Consider the following 15,407-nt stretch of genomic DNA (forward strand, 5'->3'; position numbering starts at 1 on the left):
GTCAGGAGTGGAGGGCCAGGAAGCGCGCGGGGGTCGTCACGAGCATCCGGTGCACGGCGTCGTCACCCACGGCCTCGCGGAGCCGGGGAAGGTAGCGGTCGCCGAGGTAGGCGAGACCGGGCATGCCGCCGTAGGCGATGTACCGGGTGCGCCGGGCGACGTCGCCTCCGAGCAGGATCCGGTCGCCGGCTCCCCGCTCCACCACGGCGACCGTGAGCGCCAGCAGCTCGGCGTCGGAGCGGGTGCGCGGGCGGGCGAAGCCGTCGTACCCGAGGTGGGCGCCGCGCTCGGCCAACGCGACGTGCAGACCGGGATCGGGGTCGCGGTCGGCGTGGGCCAGCACGACGCGATCCGCCGGCACCCCCTCGGCCGCCAGCAGGTCGAGGACCTCGTGGGCCGCGGTGCTGAACTCCAGATGCACCATGACGGGGGCTCCGGTCTCGCGGTGCGCCTGAGCCACGGCGACGAGGGTCGTGCGCTCGAACGGACTGAGGCGCCAGTAGTCGGCCCCGCCCTTGAGCATGCCGGCGCGGACGGGCTGCCCGTCGGGACCTGCGGCGGGGGGCACGTCGGGCGTCTCGAACACCGCGGTGTCGTCCGCCGGCATCCCCCGCGTGAGGTCGGACACGAACAGGGCGGCGAGGCGGTCCGCGCCCCACACCTGCATCGGGTGGTCGGGGCCGTAGTGGGCCTCGCGGTGCCGACCCGTCGTGGCGACCACGTGCAGTCCGGTCGCGGCGCTGATGCGGGCGACGGCGGCCGGGTCGCGACCGAGGCCGAACGGGGTGGCGTCGACCATGGCCTCGAAGCCGCTCGCCCGCAGCAGACCGGCCTCCTCGCCGGACGCGGCCTCGTCGTCGAGCTCGTCCCCGACCAGCAGCGGCGACACCTGGAAGAGGTGCTCGTGGTAGTCCACGCGCCCGAGCCGCGACGGGTCGAGGTCGCCGAGGACGGTCCGCACGGCGGGCATCAGCGCACCGACTCCGCGGCCTCCGCGAGGCGCTCGACGGTCTCCGGCGTGAGGTCGAGGTCGAACACGTCCGCCACGACCTGCGACCAGCCGTGGATGAAGTACCGCCAGCCGTCGACCACGTGCAGGTCGCGGTCGTCCTCCTGTGCCTCGGCCTGGTGCAGGAACTCCAGGGAGCCGCGGTAGTTGAACTCCCACACATACGCGCCCTCGGGGAACACGACGGCGTCGGTCAGCGGGGAGCCGGGGCGGTCCTTGCCGAGCCCGGTGGCGTTCGCGACGACCGATCCCGCGGGCGCGGCGGCGACCAGGGCGTCGGCCTCCTCCGGCGTCTCGGTGACGACGTAGCGGAGGAGTCCCTCGGGGGTGCCGTGCTGGCGGTGCACCTCGCGGAGGTGGTCGAGCTTGTCCTGCGTGCGCGCGGTGACGGTGATGAGGACCGGGGCATCCTCCCGCTCGGCGAGGGCCCAACTCAGCGCGGTGCCCGATCCGCCCGCACCCAGGATGACGACCTCGGCACCGGTGCGCGCGAAGTGGTCGGCGGGGAGGAAGTCGCGCAGCGCCAGGTCGACCGTGATCGGGTCCTTCGCGCGGCCGGACAGCGTGGACCCGCGCTTGGCGATGCTGGAGATCTCGGCGCAGGACACGGCGAACGGGTCGAGGTCGTCGAACAGGTCGGACGCCGCCGCGTACACGTTCATCTTGTGCGTGGTGACCAGCGCGCCGCGGTGGTGCGGGTCATCGCGGATCTGCTCGACCATGGCGCGGTACTGGGCGGGGTCGGCGTCCATCGGCAGGTCGTGGCCGACGAGGGTCCGGGTGGGGAGGCCGAGGATGTCGGCCCACAGCGGGAACACCTTCATGATCGACGACGAGGCGGTGGTGACGCCCACGAAGCCCATGTAGTCGGCGGTGGCGGACGGTGCGGCGGACGTCGCGGCGGTGGTCATCGGTTCTCCTCGGGAGCGGACGCGGGCAGGGGCACGGGGTGGGCGGGGTCGGCGCCGCGGAGGACGGCGAGCACATCCGCGAGCGACAGCTCTCCCATGTTGTCGACGGCCTGGGTGGTCTGGGCACCGAGGTGCGGGGTGACGATGACGCGGTCGGCGAGAGCCGGGTCGAGCAGGGGACTGTCGTGCGCGGCGGTGTCGCCGTCGAGAGTGTCGGCGGCGTACCCGGCGAGGGTGCCGTCACGCAGCGCGTCCGCCACGGCCTGCTCGTCCACGAGGTCGCCGCGGGCCGTGTTGACGAGTACGGTGCCGGGTCGCATCACGGCGAGGCGCTCGGCGTCGACGAGGCGCTGACCGCCGGGGGCGTGCAGGGTGATCACGTCGGCGGTGCGGAACAGTTTGTCGAGGCCGAGGGGGTCGGCGCCGTGGTCCCGCACGAGGTCGGCGGGGAGGAACGGGTCGGAGGCGAGCAGCCGCGGACCGAACCCGCTCAGTCGCCGCGCGACCCCCTGGCCGATCCGCCCGAAGCCGACGATGCCGACGGTCGCGGCGCCGAGCTCCCGTCCGCGGCGCACGCTCCAGTCGCCGGTCCGCACGCGGCGGTCGCCGTCCGGGATGGTGCGCAGGGCGGCGAGCATGAGGCCGACCGCGTGGTCGGCGACCGCATCCGCGTTCGCGCCGGGGGTGTTCGTGACCGGGATGCCGCGGTCGCGCGCCGCCGCGAGGTCCACCGCCTCCGTGCCGACCCCGTAGCGCGCCACGACCTTGAGCTTCGGGCCGGCAGCGAGGTGCGCGTCGGTGACCGGTCCGGTGCCGGCGATCCAGGCGTCGGCACCGTGCAGCAGCACGCGCAGCTCGTCGAGGTCGTGATGGGCGGGTCCGCGGAGGATACGGTGTCCGGCCTGCGCGGCGCGCCCGACCAAGTCGAGGTCGCCGTCCGAGAAGGAGCGGCTCGTGACGAGGATGACGCCCATCAGCGCGGCCTTCCCGCGAACCACGGTGCGAGGGCCGTGTACGCGTCGGTGAAGCGGGCGTGGCGCTCGGCGTAGACCGCATGCCGGGACGGGTCGGGCGTGAACTCGGCGGTGACCTCGCTGAGCGCCCGGGCGGCGGAGAAGTCGGTGAGGCCGAGGCCGACGGCTCCCGTGACCGCGGCACCGAGGCTGTTCGCCTCCTCCACGATCGTGCGGCGCCGCACCGGCACGCCCCACACGTCGGCGAGGACGGCGAGGTAGACGTCGCTCTGCGCCCCGCCGCCGACGGCGTCGATGCGGTCGATCGTCGCGCCGGCCTCGCGGAACGCCTGGATGCAGGTGAGGAGGTTGAACGCCGTCCCCTCGAGGACCGCGCGCACGAGGTGGGCGCGCCCGTGGTGGCGGGCGAGACCGACGAAGGCCCCGCGCGCATCCGGGTCCCACAGCGGGGAGCGCTCGCCGAGCAGGTACGGGAGGAAGTAGAGGTCGTCGGTGTCGATGTCGCTCGCGGCTTCGGCGACGAGGCGCCCCGTCTCGGGGTGTGCGGGGTCGACGGAGAGGGCTTCGGCGATCCACTGCACCGAGGCGCCGCCGGCCTGCATGGTCGCGGTCGGCACGAACGACGCGGGCACGACGTTGTCGAACGTGAAGGTGCGCATCGCGGGGTCGTGCAGCGGGGCGTCGGCCGCGAAGGAGATCCACGAGGAGGTGCCGAGGCACACGTAGGCGCCGTCCTCCGGGGCCACGACGCCGGAGCCGACCGCGGCGAGCGGTCCGTCGCCCCCGCCCATCACGACCTGGACGCCGATGTGCAGCCCGAGCGCCTCGGCCGCGGCGGGCGTGAGCGGGCCCGCGATCTGCGTCGACTCCAGGATCTCGGGGAACAGGGCGGGGTCGAGCCGCGCGGCGGCGAGGATCTCCGGCGACCACGTGCCCGCGACCTGGTCGTACGCATTGGTGCCCGAGGCGTCCGACCGGTCCGTGGCGAGCCGCCCGGTCAGCCGCAGCACGATGAAGTCCTTGGCGACGCACACCCGGCGCACGCGCTGCCACACCTCGGGTTCGTTGTCGCGCACCCACATGATCTTCTCGAGGGAGTAGGTGGGGTTCAGGCGGTGGCCGAGGATCCCGTAGGCGTGCTCGGCACCGACCGCCGCCTCGAGCTCGCGCTGCTGGGCGCCGGCGCGGGTGTCGGCCCAGATGATCGCGGGTCGTGCGGGCTCGCCGTCGGCGTCGAGCAGCACGGCGCCCATCATCTGTCCGCTGACCACGAGGCCCGCGACCTCGGCGGCGGCGGTGCCGGTGCGCGAGAGGAGGTCGCGGGTCGCCGTGACGACCGCGTGCCACCAGTCGGCCGGGTCCTGCTCAGCGACGCCGCCGGCCGCGAAGTGGGCCGGGTACGGCACGGTGACCGCGGCGATCAGACGACCGTCGTCGTGGTGCAGGGACGCCTTGTTCCCGGTGGTGCCGAGGTCGTGGGCGATGATCATGGCCGGAGCCTATTCCGCGTAGGGGCGCAGGTCGACGCCGGACTCCGCGCGGAACGCCCGCGAGCCCATGCCGTGCTCCAGCACCCAGCCGTAGTCGTGGCCGGCGCCTCCCGGGTACACGGCGAGGAAGGAGTACGGCTCGTCCCCGGTGTTCACGGAGCGGTGCGCCCAGCCCGGCGGGATGTAGCCGATGGTGCCGGGGAGCATGTCGAGCCACTCGGTGCGCTCGCCGTCGAACATGAGCAGTCCGCCGCGGCCGTGCAGCGCGAGGTAGATCTCGCCCTGGTGGTCGGGGTGCTGGTGGCCCTTCGTCATCCAGAGCTCGCCGCCCGTGTCGCCGGGCATGATCGTGGTGATCGACTGCGGCAGCTCCCGCTCGATCTCGGGGACCGGCGAGCTGACGACCGTGTAGACGATCGGGTCCTCGCCCGCGGCGGCGGCCGCCCAGGCGTCGTGGTCGCGGAACAGGCCCTCGAGGTCGGACATCCGCCGGGTCAGGGTGGGGCCTTCGGGGGAGAGGGTGAGCTTCTCGGCGTCGAAGGCGATCGCCATCGGGGAGATCGGCGGGGTCTGGTACTCGGGCATCCATGCTCCTCGAAACGGGTGCTGCGTCGTCGCGCAACCTGTAATGACAAGCTCACTGTACCTGTTATGACAGGTTGCGTCCAGTGCTCTCCTGCGCGGAGGAGGACGCGCGCCCGACGGCCGTCAGCCGGCGAGTACGCGCTCGAGGTGCTCGCGCCCGCCGCGGATGGCGGCCGCCGTCACCTCCGCCGACCCCGGGTACTCGGCGTGACCGGCGGGAAGGACGGCCAGGTCGAGGGCGCGGGCCCCGGCGGCGACCGCGAACTGCCCTTGCGGCGGCACGTACTGGTCCCACAGGGCCGCCTCGACCCGGACCGGCACCTCCGTGAACCCGATCGCGGTGGAGGAGTCGAACCAGCGCAGCACCTCGCGGGCCTCGGGGTGCCGCAGGACGTGCTGACGCACGGTCTCCCCGCTCCCCAGGCATGGCACCGCCAGCCGTTCGTCGTACTGGCCGAAGCTCGGCACGATGAGGGTGGCCCCCACGAACCGGTCGTCCCACGGCAGGGCGAGCGCGCCGATGCCGCCGCCGAAGCTCTCCCCGACGTAGTAGAGAGGAAGCGCGCCGACGACCGAGACGAGGACGTCGGCCGCCAGCCACAGGTCACGGGCGCAGAGGCCGAGCACGTAGCGCTCCGGATCGTCGATGCCCGCGAGCACGTGCTCGGGGGTCGGCTCGGGCGCTCCGATCCCCGCGTTCAGCACGCCGAGCCCGCGGGCCACGGGATAGATCGCCGCGACGTCGTCCGGCACCCGGGCGAGATCGGCCGCGTCGCGACCCCCGTAGCCGTGGCCGTGCACGACGCCCGCGCGGGGAGGGCCGTCGAGGGGTTCGACCACCCAGGCCCGCAGCCGCACACCGTCGACGCCGGCATGCTCGACGACGGACATCCGACGGCCGTGCTCCTCGGAGGTGGAGAGGACCACGGGGGCGGCGTCCACCGCGGCGGCCTCCCGCCGCCAGCGTCGCCAGCGGTCGGCGAACCCGTGCGGCGCGGGCACGGGGCGCACGGCACGGAGGTCGGCTTCGGTGCGGCCGTAGCTGCCGTCGAACGTGGCATCGGGGAACCAGGTGGCGTAGGGCTCGGGGAAGGTCATGCGGGCTGAGGGATCCTGTTCCGGGAGTGGGGCGGGCGGGGGTGCGTGGCAGACTGGAGGCTCCATCGGAAGGAGACCGCGTGCTGGTCACGGAACGACGCGAGCGCATCCTCGCCCTGACCCGCGATCGCGGTACCGCGTCCATCGGCGAGCTCGCGGCCACGCTGCAGGTCAGCGAGATGACCGTGCGGCGCGACATCGATCAGCTGGCCGAGGAGGGCGCGGTCGAGCGCATCCGTGGCGGCGTGCGGGCGCGGGGCCTCCAACGTCTGGTTCCGGCTCCGGCGGCCTCGGCCGAACGGCGCGCGATCGTCGCGGCGGCCGCGGATCTCGTGGAGCCCGGAATGGCGGTCGGCATCTCCGGCGGACCCACGGCCCTGGCGCTCGCGCGGGAGCTCGTGCGCGTCCCCGAGCTCACGATCGTCACGAACGCCCTGCCGGTCTCCGACCTGTTCTCGCCGCCGGATCGCGCCGACGCCCCGTACACGCAGACGGTCGTGCTCACCGGGGGCGTGCGCACGCCCTCGCAGGCCCTCGTCGGGCCGGTCGCGGTCCGCGCCCTGGAGCACCTGCACTGCGATCTCGTGTTCCTCGACGCCCACGGCCTCGACGAGCAGGCCGGCATCACGACCATGAACCTGCTGGAGGCCGAGACCAACCGGGCGCTCATGGCTGCGGGCCGGGAGGTCGTCGTCCTCGCCGAGCACACCCGCTGGGGTGTGGTCGGACTCACGACCGTCGCCGACCTCAGCGACATCGACCGCCTCGTCACCGACGACGGCCTCGACGACGGCGCCCGGGAGCTGCTCGCGGCCCACGTCGGCACCCTGCACGTCGCGCCGCGCGACGGCGGCGACGAGCGTGCGCTCGCGACGGCCCTCGCGGACTGAGTCCGCCGCCGTCATCGGGCCGTGCTCGCCCGCGGGATCAGCCGGGCGCCGACCGTCACGTGCCGCACCGGGAGATCGGCTCCCGGCGGCGCGGCGATCTGCCGTTCGAGCTCCGTGAACGCCGCGTCCACCAGGCGGGCGTGGTCGGGGGCGATGGTGCTGAGGGCGGGCACGGCGAAGCGTGCGGCTCGGATGTCGTCGATGCCGACGACGGCGACGTCTCCCGGCACGCTCCGCCCCTGGGCCTGGAGAGCGGCCAGTGCACCGAGGGCGACCGAGTCGTTCGAGCAGACGATGCCGTCGAGATCGGGGATCGCGGCGGCCATGGCGCCCGCCACGCGCTCGCCCTCCTCGGCCGTGAAGGCGTCGACCTGCGCGGTGAGGGCGGGGTCGGCGGGGATCCCGGCGGCCGCCAGGGCCTCCAGGTACCCGGCGTGCCGACGGTCGGCGGCGTCCGAGGGGCGGGCGTCGCGGCGTCCGACGAAGCCGATGCGGCGGCAGCCGACCGCGAGCAGGTGCTCGGTGGCGGTGTAGGCAGCGGCGCGGTTGTCGATCGTGACGTGCGTGAACGGGCTCACCTGAATGTGCTCGCCCAGCAGCACGAGCGGCCCGGGGGAGGTGCGGCGCGTGAGGTCGGCGACCGTGAGCGAGCGCGGGATGTGGATGAGCCCGTCGATGGGCGGCAGGCCGACGCCGTTGGCGACATCGATCTCGCGGCCGTGATCCCCCTCGGTCTGCACGATGAGCACCGCCAGCCCTCGGTCGTCGGCGCCGCGGACGATGCGCGAGCCGAGCTCCGCGAAGTACGGCTCCTCCAGATGCGGCACCGCGAGCGCGATGAGTCCCGTGCGGGTGGCCCGCGCGACGGGGAGCACGCGGCCGCCGGGCGAGGTGGTCACCTGCGGCCTCCTGGAGGGACGACGGTCTCCGCCGGGACGACGGATGCCCTTCACGTTAGCGCTCTCCGTCACGATTGCACTCGGAACGCGATCACGCGCGCCTCCGCGACGCCGTTCGTCCGCTCCACCACGAGGCGGGCGGCCGCGAGGGCGCCGAGGTCGTCCGGCAGGGGATGCACCCGCAGACGATGGCGGTTGTCGCGCTCCTCCGCCACGGTGCGCCACTCCTCGGAACCCGCCTGCTGCACCTCGACCCGGTAGTCGCGCACGAGCTGGGGCAGCACCTCGTCGGGGCTGCGGTGGTGGTGCAGGGTGTTGAGCTCGAGGTCCACGTCGTCGTCGAACACGAGGCGGATCTCGGAGGCCGTGACCGGCTGCTCCCAGTCCAGGCGCAGCCACTGCGGGCCTTCGGCCTCCGGGGCGGACGCCCACAGGTGCGGTCCGCCGAACGGGCGGTTGTACCCGGAGACGGCGCGCTGCGGCGCGGTGGCCTCGGAGTGTGGGCTCGTGCGGAACGCGGGCACCCGCCCGCGCAGCGGCTTGGTCGGCCACTGCACGAGGAGACCGTCGCGGTCGACCTGCACGTTCCGGTCGTCGTTGTCGACCCGGTGCACGAGGGTGAGCACCCCGGGCGGGAGCTCGTCGGCGAGCTGCACCTGCACCTGCGGGTTCGCGCGGAGCACGATGATCGCGTTCTGCGGGTCCTCCGGGGCGAAAGGCGTGTCCGCCCGCACCCAGGTCGGAACACCGGCGGGGACGTCGATCACGGTGCGGTGCTCGAGAACCGCGGGCACGATGTTCTGCGGGCGGCCCGTGGACCAGACCTCCACCGTGACCTGCGTGTCGGCCTCGGCGCCGAGCAGCAGCTCGGTCGTGTCGAGGCGCGGGTGCACGGGGACGACGATGCCGAGGTCGTCCGTCAGGGTGTGCGGGGCCGCCGCGGCCGCGGCGGTCTCCGGGGTGCCGATCGTGCGCAGGGTGCTGGACGCGGTGACGGCGGCGGTGCGGGCGAGGTCGGAGGGATCCTCGTTCGCGACTCCGATGAGGGAGGCGTCGGCGCGGAGCAGCGTCTGCCGGAGTTCCGCACGATGGTGCTCGTACAGCTCGCGGGGCGTGGCGTCGTGCGCGTAGCAGAGGGCGGCGGCGGTGCCCGCGGCCTCGCCCATCGCGGCGCACGTGGCCATCACTCTGGCGGCACCGAAGGCGATGTGCGTGGCCGAGATGTCGCGGCCCGCCATGAGCAGGTTGTCGACGTTGACGGAGTAGAGCGTGCGGAACGGGATCTCGAAGACGCCGTCCGAGAAGCGCTGCACCGCGCCCGCCCCCGTCGCGTACATCCCCTCGGCGGGATGGAGGTCGATGGACCAGCCACCGAACGCGACGCCGTCGTCAAACGACGTCTGCTCCAGGATGTCCTGCTGGCGCAGCGTGTAGTCGCCGATGAAGCGACGGTACTCACGCTTGCCGGGGATGTTGCCGATCCACTCCAGGGTCAGGTTGTCGGCGTCGAACTCGCCGGAGTTCTTGATGTGGTCCCAGATGCCGAGGATCACCGACCGCAGCTCGTCGCGGATCGCCTCGTTGTCGTCGACGATGTCGAGCGTGCCGCCCCACTCGATCCACCAGTAGTGCGCGCCGCTGTCGCCGCTGCGGATGATGCGCGACGAGGGGATCGGGGTGGTCGAGATGTCCTTCGCGCTCTCCGGCGCGACGTACTTCACCGGGTGCCCGAGATCCTTCGTATAGAAGAGGAGCGTCGAGCCGAGGAACTCGCGCACGGGCTGCTCGGGCGCCCAGTCCTCGCCGAACTCGCTGCGGCTCTCCTTGCCCAGTCGGTGGCGGGCGCCGACGAGCCGTCCGACCAGGCCGTCTCCGGTGCAGTCGAGGAAGAGCGGCCCGCGGAAGACGGTGCGGATCTCCGAGCCCATCGTCCAGCCGGTGACCGACCGGACCCGACGGGCGTCGTCGGGTCCGGTGGCCTCGGCCTCGAGCACCTCCGTGTTGAGGAACAGCGTGAGGTTGGGCTCGCGGCGCACGATGTCGAGCACCACGTCATCCCAGTACACGGGGTTGCCCTCGGGGTTGCGGAACTGGTTCTCCCGGTACATCTCGCCGATGATCCCGGTCTCCCGCGCCCACCGCTGGTTGCCGTGGGCGGTCGCTCCGCACACCCAGACCCTCACCTCCGAGGAGGAGTTGCCGCCGAGCACCGGCCGGTTGTTGATCAGCACGGTACGTCGGCCGAGGCGGGCGGCCGCGACGGCGGCGCTCACTCCGGCGAGGCCGCCGCCGACGACGATGATGTCGGCTTCGACGGTCTGGGTGCGCATGGGGATGGGTTCCTTTCGGGAGGGGGATGATGCCGCTCAGCGCGCGGCGATCGCTTCGATCTCGTAGACGCGGGCGACGTCGGTGGCGGAGTCGGACGGGTCGGTGATGACGAGGCGCACGGCATCGGCCGTCCGCCCCTGGGCGTCGACCACGACCGTCGTCTGGGTGTTGCCGGTGACGGTGCCGACCGTGACCCAGCCGCTCGCGGTGCGCAGCTCGACGGTGAAGTCGCGCAGCACGGAGGTCTGCGGCGGGCCGACCGTGTATCCGCTGCGGACCCGGACGACGTCGAGCGGCGCGGCCTCGTCCCACTCGACCGTGATGGTCGGCTGGGTGTCGGAGGCCGCCGAGATCCACCGGCTCGCATCCGTGCAGCCGCCGTCGATCGCCTTCTCCGGGCCGGTGTCGGCGCGGAGCTGGGACGAGGCGGTCGCAGTGCTGCCGAGCGCCAGGTTCTCGCCGCCGGCGTCGCCCCGGAGGGAGGCGACGATGGCGGGGAGGGTGGTCGCCCCCGGCTGCCCGTCGCGCGGGATCTCGGCGTGCCGCAGCGTGCCGCCGCTGGGAACGGCGGGGGCGCTGAGGTAGACGATGTCGGTGCCGTCCGTGCGGGTCGCCGCGCGGAGGCGCTGCTGGCCCACGACCGGATCGCCCACGGCGTCGGCGGTCCATCCGGAGGCCCCGGCGGTCAGCAGCACCGTCTGACTGCGGGTGATGCCGCAGTCCTGCACCGACACCACGGCGTAGACGCGGGTCTCGCCGCCGGCGGTGGTGGTGTCGAGCGCCGCGATGGTCTGCACGCCGCCACCGAGGGCGTCCGTGTCCACGAGGGTCTCGCTCGTCCAGGCGGAGCCGGTCCAGGTCGTCCACCGCACGTCGAAGGCGTTCTCGGTCTCGTCCGCGTACCGGTAGGTCACGCCCACGAGCTCACCGTCGGCGAGGGCCATCTTCGCGGTCTGCACCGCGGGCACGGCGTCGCCGATGGTCTCGCCGGGCTCGTAGCCGCGCCACACGACGGCGCCGGGGGTGTCCGGGCGGATCGGGGTCGGCAGCGCCTGCCCGGCGACGTCGCGGAAGCCGCCTGCGGCAGGGTCGTACACCGCGTAGGAGCCGAGGTGGCGATAGGGATCAGCGGGCCACGGGCCCCACTCCCACAGCACGTGCACCTTGCCGCTGGCATCGACCTCGAGGTCGTCCGGGTAGAAGGAGTGGTTCACGGCGGCGGCGATCGTCGTCTCGCGGCTCCACGTCCCGGCCACGGGGTCGTAGTGGTACAGCACCCCGTCGCGGCGAGCCTGCGGGTCGGCGCCGATGCGCACCATGAGCCAGATGTCGCCGTCGGCTCCCTGCGCCGTGACCGGGTAGGAGACCGCGGCCCCGGCGTCGGGCATCTCGGCGCTCACGTCGACGAGCGAGGTCGCGTCGTAGGGCGCGGTGGAGCGGAAGTACTTCCACGGCTCGTGATGCATCGAGACGAACGCGTGGATGTATCCGTCGCCGTCGATCGCGATCGACGGCTGGTTGTGGCCGTTGTCGTCGAGGTACTCCGCGCAGGCCCCGGTCGCCAGCCGCAGGCAGCCCGAGGTCCACGTGCCGTCGGCGGCGCGGACGGCGAGGTTCACCTGGTGCTTCGCGGCCACCGAGCCGGGCACGTTGTACGCGAAGTACGTCTCGTCGCCGTCGACGACGAGCGGGTTCCACCAGCCGGACTGGTTGGAGCTGTCGACCGTGACGGGCACGGTCTCGACGTCGGGGGTCGCGGCAGCGACCGGAGCGGGCACGGCGAGGACGAGTGCGGCGAGGGCGGCGGCAGCGGTGGCGCCGACCTTCGAGCGGAGGGTCATGGCGATGCTCCTCAGCCCAGCAGCTTCTGCGCCTGGTCGCCGGCCTGCGCCATCGCGTCCTTGGCGCTCTGCTGACCGACGAGGACGGCCTGCACGCGGTCGGCGATCACCGTCTCGATCTGGGCGTACTGCGGGTACTGCCAGAACGGGTTGGTGGTGGCGGTCGCCGTGATCTTCTCGGCGAAGCGCGAGCCGAACGCGTCGGACGCCACCTCCTTCGAGGCCTGGGCCTCCTCGGTCACGGGCGGCAGGCCGCGCAGTTCGTAGTCGCCGAGCACCGCCTTCAGGTCGCTCGTGGCCCACTGGCCGAAGTCGGCGGCCGTGCGGGTGCTGTCGCCGGAGCCGCCGCCGACGATGGCGATGGCGCCGCCCCAGACGAGAGCGCGCGGGGTGTCGCCCTTCTTCAGCACCGGCCGGGACTCGGGCACGAGCTTGGAGGCGAGGTCGGGATCCGGCGAGTCCTGCGTGACGGATGCGCGGCCGACGGGGGCGTCGTCGTAGATGGCGGCGCGGCCCTGGGAGAACAGGGAGCGGGCATCGAAGCGGTCGACGTCGGCAGCGATGAGCCCCTGGTCGTACAGCGACTTGTACCAGGTGACCGCCTCGATGCTGGCGTCGTCGCCGATCGTGACCTTCCCGTCCTTGACGAGGTCGCTGCCGAACGTCTGCATCCAGATGAGAACGTCCTTGAGCTGGGCGGCCTTGGTCGAGGCGGCGTAGGGGATGAGGCCGCCGCCGAGGGCCTTGAGCTTCTTCAGCGCCGCCTCGAAGTCGTCGACGGTCGTCGGGAACGCGGAGATCCCCGCCTTCGTCAGCAGCTCGGAGTTCGTGATGAGGCCGATCGCGCCGATGGTCCACGGGAAGGCGTACTGCTTCCCGTCGAGCTGCGTGGCCTCCAGGCTCGAGGCCGTGTAGCCGCGTCCCTTCGTGAGCGCCGAGACGTCCTCCAGCTTGCCGAGTGCGGCCAGCGAGGCGAGCCAGGCGACGTCGACGTGCGCGGCGCCGGTGAACTGCCCGCCGCGTACCTGCAGCATGAGCTGCTTGAAGTACTCGTTGTAGGGGAAGGAGACCTCGGTGATGCCGACGTCGTTGGTCTTCTTGTAGCCGTCGAGCAGCGCGCGGGTGGCCGGGGCGGCGGCCTCCTCGGTGAGCGACCAGCTGGAGAAGGAGAAGTCGGTGGCGGTGAAGTCGCCCGCGCCGAGCCCGGCGCCGGGGGAGGAGGACGGACTGCCGCTGCCGCCGCCGCTCGGCATGCAACCGGCGAGGAGGAGGCCGGCGGCGCCGAGCCCGGCGAACTGCAGCAGCTGGCGACGGGAGACGGTGGTGTTCTCGGACATGAGGGTGCTCTCTCTTCTTCGAGGGACTGCGGATGAGGGGGTGGTGCGGGTCAGCCCTTGACCGCGCCGGCGGTGAGTCCGCCGACGAGGAAGCGCTGCAGGGCGATGAACGCGATGGCCACGGGGAGCGAGACCACGAGCGAAGCCGCCATGAGCTCCGGCCAGGCGGTGGACGCCTCGCCGATGAACGTGTTGACGAGGCCGGGCGGCAGGGTCTGCTTGTCGGGACCGGCGAGGGTGAGGGCGAAGATGAAGTCGTTCCAGCCCCGGACGAACGCGAACAGTCCCGCGGCGATGAGGCCGGGAGCGGCCAGCGGCAGCACAATCGAGTGGATGATGCGGAGGCGGGAGGCACCGTCGACGCGGGCGGCCTCGATGAGCTCGTCCGGGATCGTGTCGAAGAAGCCCTTCAGCATCCACACGCACAGCGGCAGCGTGAACGTCGTGAACGACAGCACGAGCGCCGTGTAGGTGTTGAGCAGGCCGTAGGCCGAGAACACCGCGTAGAGGGTGATGAGCAGCAGCGCCTGCGGGAACATCTGCGACGCCAGCACGAAGTACATGAGGCTGCGGCGGCCGCGGTAGCGGAACTTCGAGAACGCGTAGCCCATGTACGCCGACACCAGCACCGAGAGGATCGCGGTGATGACGGAGACCACGATGCTGTTGCGGAGGTAGCCGAACAGGGCCGGGTTGTTCGCGAGCGCGGCATAGGCCTCGAACGTGATCTCGGTGGGGAACAGCTTCGGCGGGTAGCTGAACACCTCGGTGCGCGGGGTCAGCGACGTCGCGAGCAGCCAGTACACGGGCAACAGGGCGAACCCGCCGAAGACGACGACGGCGATCCAGGCGCTCACGGTGGAGGCGCGGCGGTCGGCGCGGTGGCGCCGACGGCGGGGCGCGGCGGGTGGGGCGGAGACGGCGGCCACCGTCTCTTCGGTCAGCACGGCGGTCATCGCTTCTCTCCCTTCTCGGACAGGCGGACGTAGACGACGACGAGCGCCATCAGCAGGATCATCCAGAGCAGGCCGAGCGCCCCGGCGTGGCCGAGGTCGAAGCCGTCGAACGCGGTCTCGTACACCGCGGTCGCGAACGTCTGGGTGGAGCCGGCGGGACCGCCGCCGGTGAGGACGTAGATGATGTCGAAGTGCTGGAAGTTCCAGATGAACTCCAGCAGGATCACGAGGCCGATGATGCCGCTCATCTGCGGGACCGTGATGGAGAAGAAGCGGCGGATGGTGCCGGCGCCGTCGATCTCGGCGGCCTCGTGCAGCTCGATCGGCACGGTCTGCAGGCCCGCGAGGAGCATGACCATCATCCAGGGGAACGACTGCCACGTCTTCGCGACGATCACGGCGATCATGGCGGTGGTGGGGTTCGCGAGCCACGCCTGCGGGGAGTCGATGAGGCCCACGGTCTCCAGGGCCGCGTTGAGCACGCCGTAGTTGGCGTTGAAGATCCACATCCAGAGGAACGACACGACCACGCCGGGGATCAGCCACGGGATGAGCATGAGGCCGCGGAGCACCTTGGCGCCGCGGATGCGCGTGTTCAGGGCGAGGGCGAGGCCGAAGCCGATCACGAACGGCGCGATGGTCGTGCCGAGGGTGAAGACGAGCGTCTGCGTGAGGAGCGGGAAGAACTCGCCCGTCAGCACGTCGACGATGTTCTGGAAGCCGACGAATTCGCGGCCGGGCTCGACGAGGCTCTGCTTGTAGAACGCGGTGATGAGGGCCGTGATCAGCGGGTACACGACGACGGCGGCGAGGAGCGCGAGGCCGGGAGCCGTGAGGAGGAGCGCGAACATCCCGTCCGAGAGGCGACGGGGCCGGCGACCTGTTCCTATCTGTGAGGAAATGGTCTGTTCTGTCATCTAGGTCATCCTTGGCCTGGGGTGATGTGTCCGCACTCTCGCGGTGCGGTCTCGGGCTTCCTCAGTATTTCCGGCAGATTACGGCGACGTCAACTGGAGAGCGCAATAGTCAGAAAGTGGTGGAAAATGGTTGTTTTGTTAACTGGTTTCTCGGATGCGAGCCTCGGTA

General features: G+C 72.3%; 13 protein-coding genes. 1 reads left to right on the plus strand and 12 read right to left on the minus strand.

Annotated elements, in window-relative coordinates; all coding sequences use genetic code 11:
• Nucleotide 1 precedes the first annotated feature (1 nt).
• The 6 genes from AB0300_RS14320 to AB0300_RS14345 all read right to left on the minus strand — a co-directional run bounded on the left by AB0300_RS14320 (nucleotide 2) and on the right by AB0300_RS14345 (nucleotide 6,067).
• Entirely contained in the window at nucleotides 2-970 is a 969-nt protein-coding gene (locus AB0300_RS14320; RefSeq protein ID WP_366216246.1) for an aryldialkylphosphatase, read from the minus strand.
• The gene (locus AB0300_RS14325) at nucleotides 970-1,920 is read right to left on the minus strand and encodes a shikimate dehydrogenase (protein WP_366216247.1); all 951 of its coding nucleotides are present in this window, start codon (nucleotides 1,918-1,920) and stop codon (nucleotides 970-972) included. Before AB0300_RS14325 ends, AB0300_RS14320 begins: the two co-directional genes overlap by 1 nt.
• Entirely contained in the window at nucleotides 1,917-2,894 is a 978-nt protein-coding gene (locus AB0300_RS14330) for a phosphoglycerate dehydrogenase (protein ID WP_366216248.1), read from the minus strand. The genes AB0300_RS14325 and AB0300_RS14330 overlap by 4 nt, the downstream gene beginning before the upstream one ends.
• Complete coding sequence (gene xylB, locus AB0300_RS14335; RefSeq protein ID WP_126894147.1) at nucleotides 2,894-4,384, minus strand: xylulokinase; 1,491 nt, start codon at nucleotides 4,382-4,384, stop codon at nucleotides 2,894-2,896. The genes AB0300_RS14330 and xylB overlap by 1 nt, the downstream gene beginning before the upstream one ends.
• 9 nt (nucleotides 4,385-4,393) lie before the next feature.
• The gene (locus tag AB0300_RS14340; RefSeq protein ID WP_025105385.1) at nucleotides 4,394-4,969 is read right to left on the minus strand and encodes a glucose-6-phosphate isomerase family protein; all 576 of its coding nucleotides are present in this window, start codon (nucleotides 4,967-4,969) and stop codon (nucleotides 4,394-4,396) included.
• Nucleotides 4,970-5,092: 123 nt separating this feature from the next.
• Entirely contained in the window at nucleotides 5,093-6,067 is a 975-nt protein-coding gene (locus AB0300_RS14345) for an acetylxylan esterase (protein ID WP_366216249.1), read from the minus strand.
• An 80-nt stretch (nucleotides 6,068-6,147) separates the two neighbouring features.
• Between AB0300_RS14345 and AB0300_RS14350 the strand changes: the two genes are divergently transcribed.
• A complete protein-coding gene (locus tag AB0300_RS14350) occupies nucleotides 6,148-6,957 on the plus strand; it encodes a DeoR/GlpR family DNA-binding transcription regulator (RefSeq protein ID WP_025105387.1) in 810 nt (269 codons plus the stop codon).
• An 11-nt stretch (nucleotides 6,958-6,968) separates the two neighbouring features.
• Here the strand turns inward: AB0300_RS14350 and AB0300_RS14355 are convergent, their stop codons facing one another.
• The 6 genes from AB0300_RS14355 to AB0300_RS14380 form a co-directional block, all read right to left on the minus strand.
• Nucleotides 6,969-7,856, minus strand: a complete 888-nt coding sequence (locus AB0300_RS14355) for a LacI family DNA-binding transcriptional regulator (protein WP_238695652.1) — start codon at nucleotides 7,854-7,856, stop codon at nucleotides 6,969-6,971.
• A gap of 68 nt (nucleotides 7,857-7,924) precedes the next feature.
• On the minus strand, nucleotides 7,925-10,186 hold the full coding sequence (locus AB0300_RS14360; protein ID WP_366216250.1) for an FAD-dependent oxidoreductase: 2,262 nt from the start codon (nucleotides 10,184-10,186) through the stop codon (nucleotides 7,925-7,927).
• 36 nt (nucleotides 10,187-10,222) lie between these two features.
• A complete protein-coding gene (locus tag AB0300_RS14365; protein ID WP_366216251.1) occupies nucleotides 10,223-12,028 on the minus strand; it encodes a BNR-4 repeat-containing protein in 1,806 nt (601 codons plus the stop codon).
• Between the two features lie 11 nt (nucleotides 12,029-12,039).
• Nucleotides 12,040-13,365 carry an extracellular solute-binding protein gene (locus AB0300_RS14370; protein WP_366216252.1) on the minus strand — a complete coding sequence of 442 codons (1,326 nt, stop codon included), beginning with the start codon at nucleotides 13,363-13,365 and terminating at the stop codon, nucleotides 12,040-12,042.
• Nucleotides 13,366-13,415: 50 nt separating this feature from the next.
• Entirely contained in the window at nucleotides 13,416-14,321 is a 906-nt protein-coding gene (locus AB0300_RS14375) for a carbohydrate ABC transporter permease (RefSeq protein WP_025105392.1), read from the minus strand.
• Complete coding sequence (locus AB0300_RS14380) at nucleotides 14,318-15,172, minus strand: sugar ABC transporter permease (protein WP_172400085.1); 855 nt, start codon at nucleotides 15,170-15,172, stop codon at nucleotides 14,318-14,320. The genes AB0300_RS14375 and AB0300_RS14380 overlap by 4 nt, the downstream gene beginning before the upstream one ends.
• Between the last annotated feature and the right edge of the window lie 235 nt (nucleotides 15,173-15,407).

Origin of the sequence: Microbacterium sp. NPDC078814, from assembly GCF_040702645.1 — a bacterium.
Taxonomy (GTDB): Bacteria; Actinomycetota; Actinomycetes; order Actinomycetales; family Microbacteriaceae; genus Microbacterium.

Bases quoted from the DNA above. Each gene is read 5' to 3' on its own strand.
- AB0300_RS14380 (WP_172400085.1), bottom strand. From the start codon at position 15,172: ATGTTCGCGCTCCTCCTCACGGCTCCCGGCCTCGCGCTCCTCGCCGCC.
- AB0300_RS14365 (WP_366216251.1), bottom strand. From the start codon at position 12,028: ATGACCCTCCGCTCGAAGGTCGGCGCCACCGCTGCCGCCGCCCTCGCC.
- AB0300_RS14345 (WP_366216249.1), bottom strand. From the start codon at position 6,067: ATGACCTTCCCCGAGCCCTACGCCACCTGGTTCCCCGATGCCACGTTC.
- AB0300_RS14360 (WP_366216250.1), bottom strand. From the start codon at position 10,186: ATGCGCACCCAGACCGTCGAAGCCGACATCATCGTCGTCGGCGGCGGC.
- xylB (WP_126894147.1), bottom strand. From the start codon at position 4,384: ATGATCATCGCCCACGACCTCGGCACCACCGGGAACAAGGCGTCCCTG.
- AB0300_RS14370 (WP_366216252.1), bottom strand. From the start codon at position 13,365: ATGTCCGAGAACACCACCGTCTCCCGTCGCCAGCTGCTGCAGTTCGCC.
- AB0300_RS14325 (WP_366216247.1), bottom strand. From the start codon at position 1,920: ATGACCACCGCCGCGACGTCCGCCGCACCGTCCGCCACCGCCGACTAC.
- AB0300_RS14340 (WP_025105385.1), bottom strand. From the start codon at position 4,969: ATGCCCGAGTACCAGACCCCGCCGATCTCCCCGATGGCGATCGCCTTC.
- AB0300_RS14330 (WP_366216248.1), bottom strand. From the start codon at position 2,894: ATGGGCGTCATCCTCGTCACGAGCCGCTCCTTCTCGGACGGCGACCTC.
- AB0300_RS14375 (WP_025105392.1), bottom strand. From the start codon at position 14,321: ATGACCGCCGTGCTGACCGAAGAGACGGTGGCCGCCGTCTCCGCCCCA.
- AB0300_RS14320 (WP_366216246.1), bottom strand. From the start codon at position 970: ATGCCCGCCGTGCGGACCGTCCTCGGCGACCTCGACCCGTCGCGGCTC.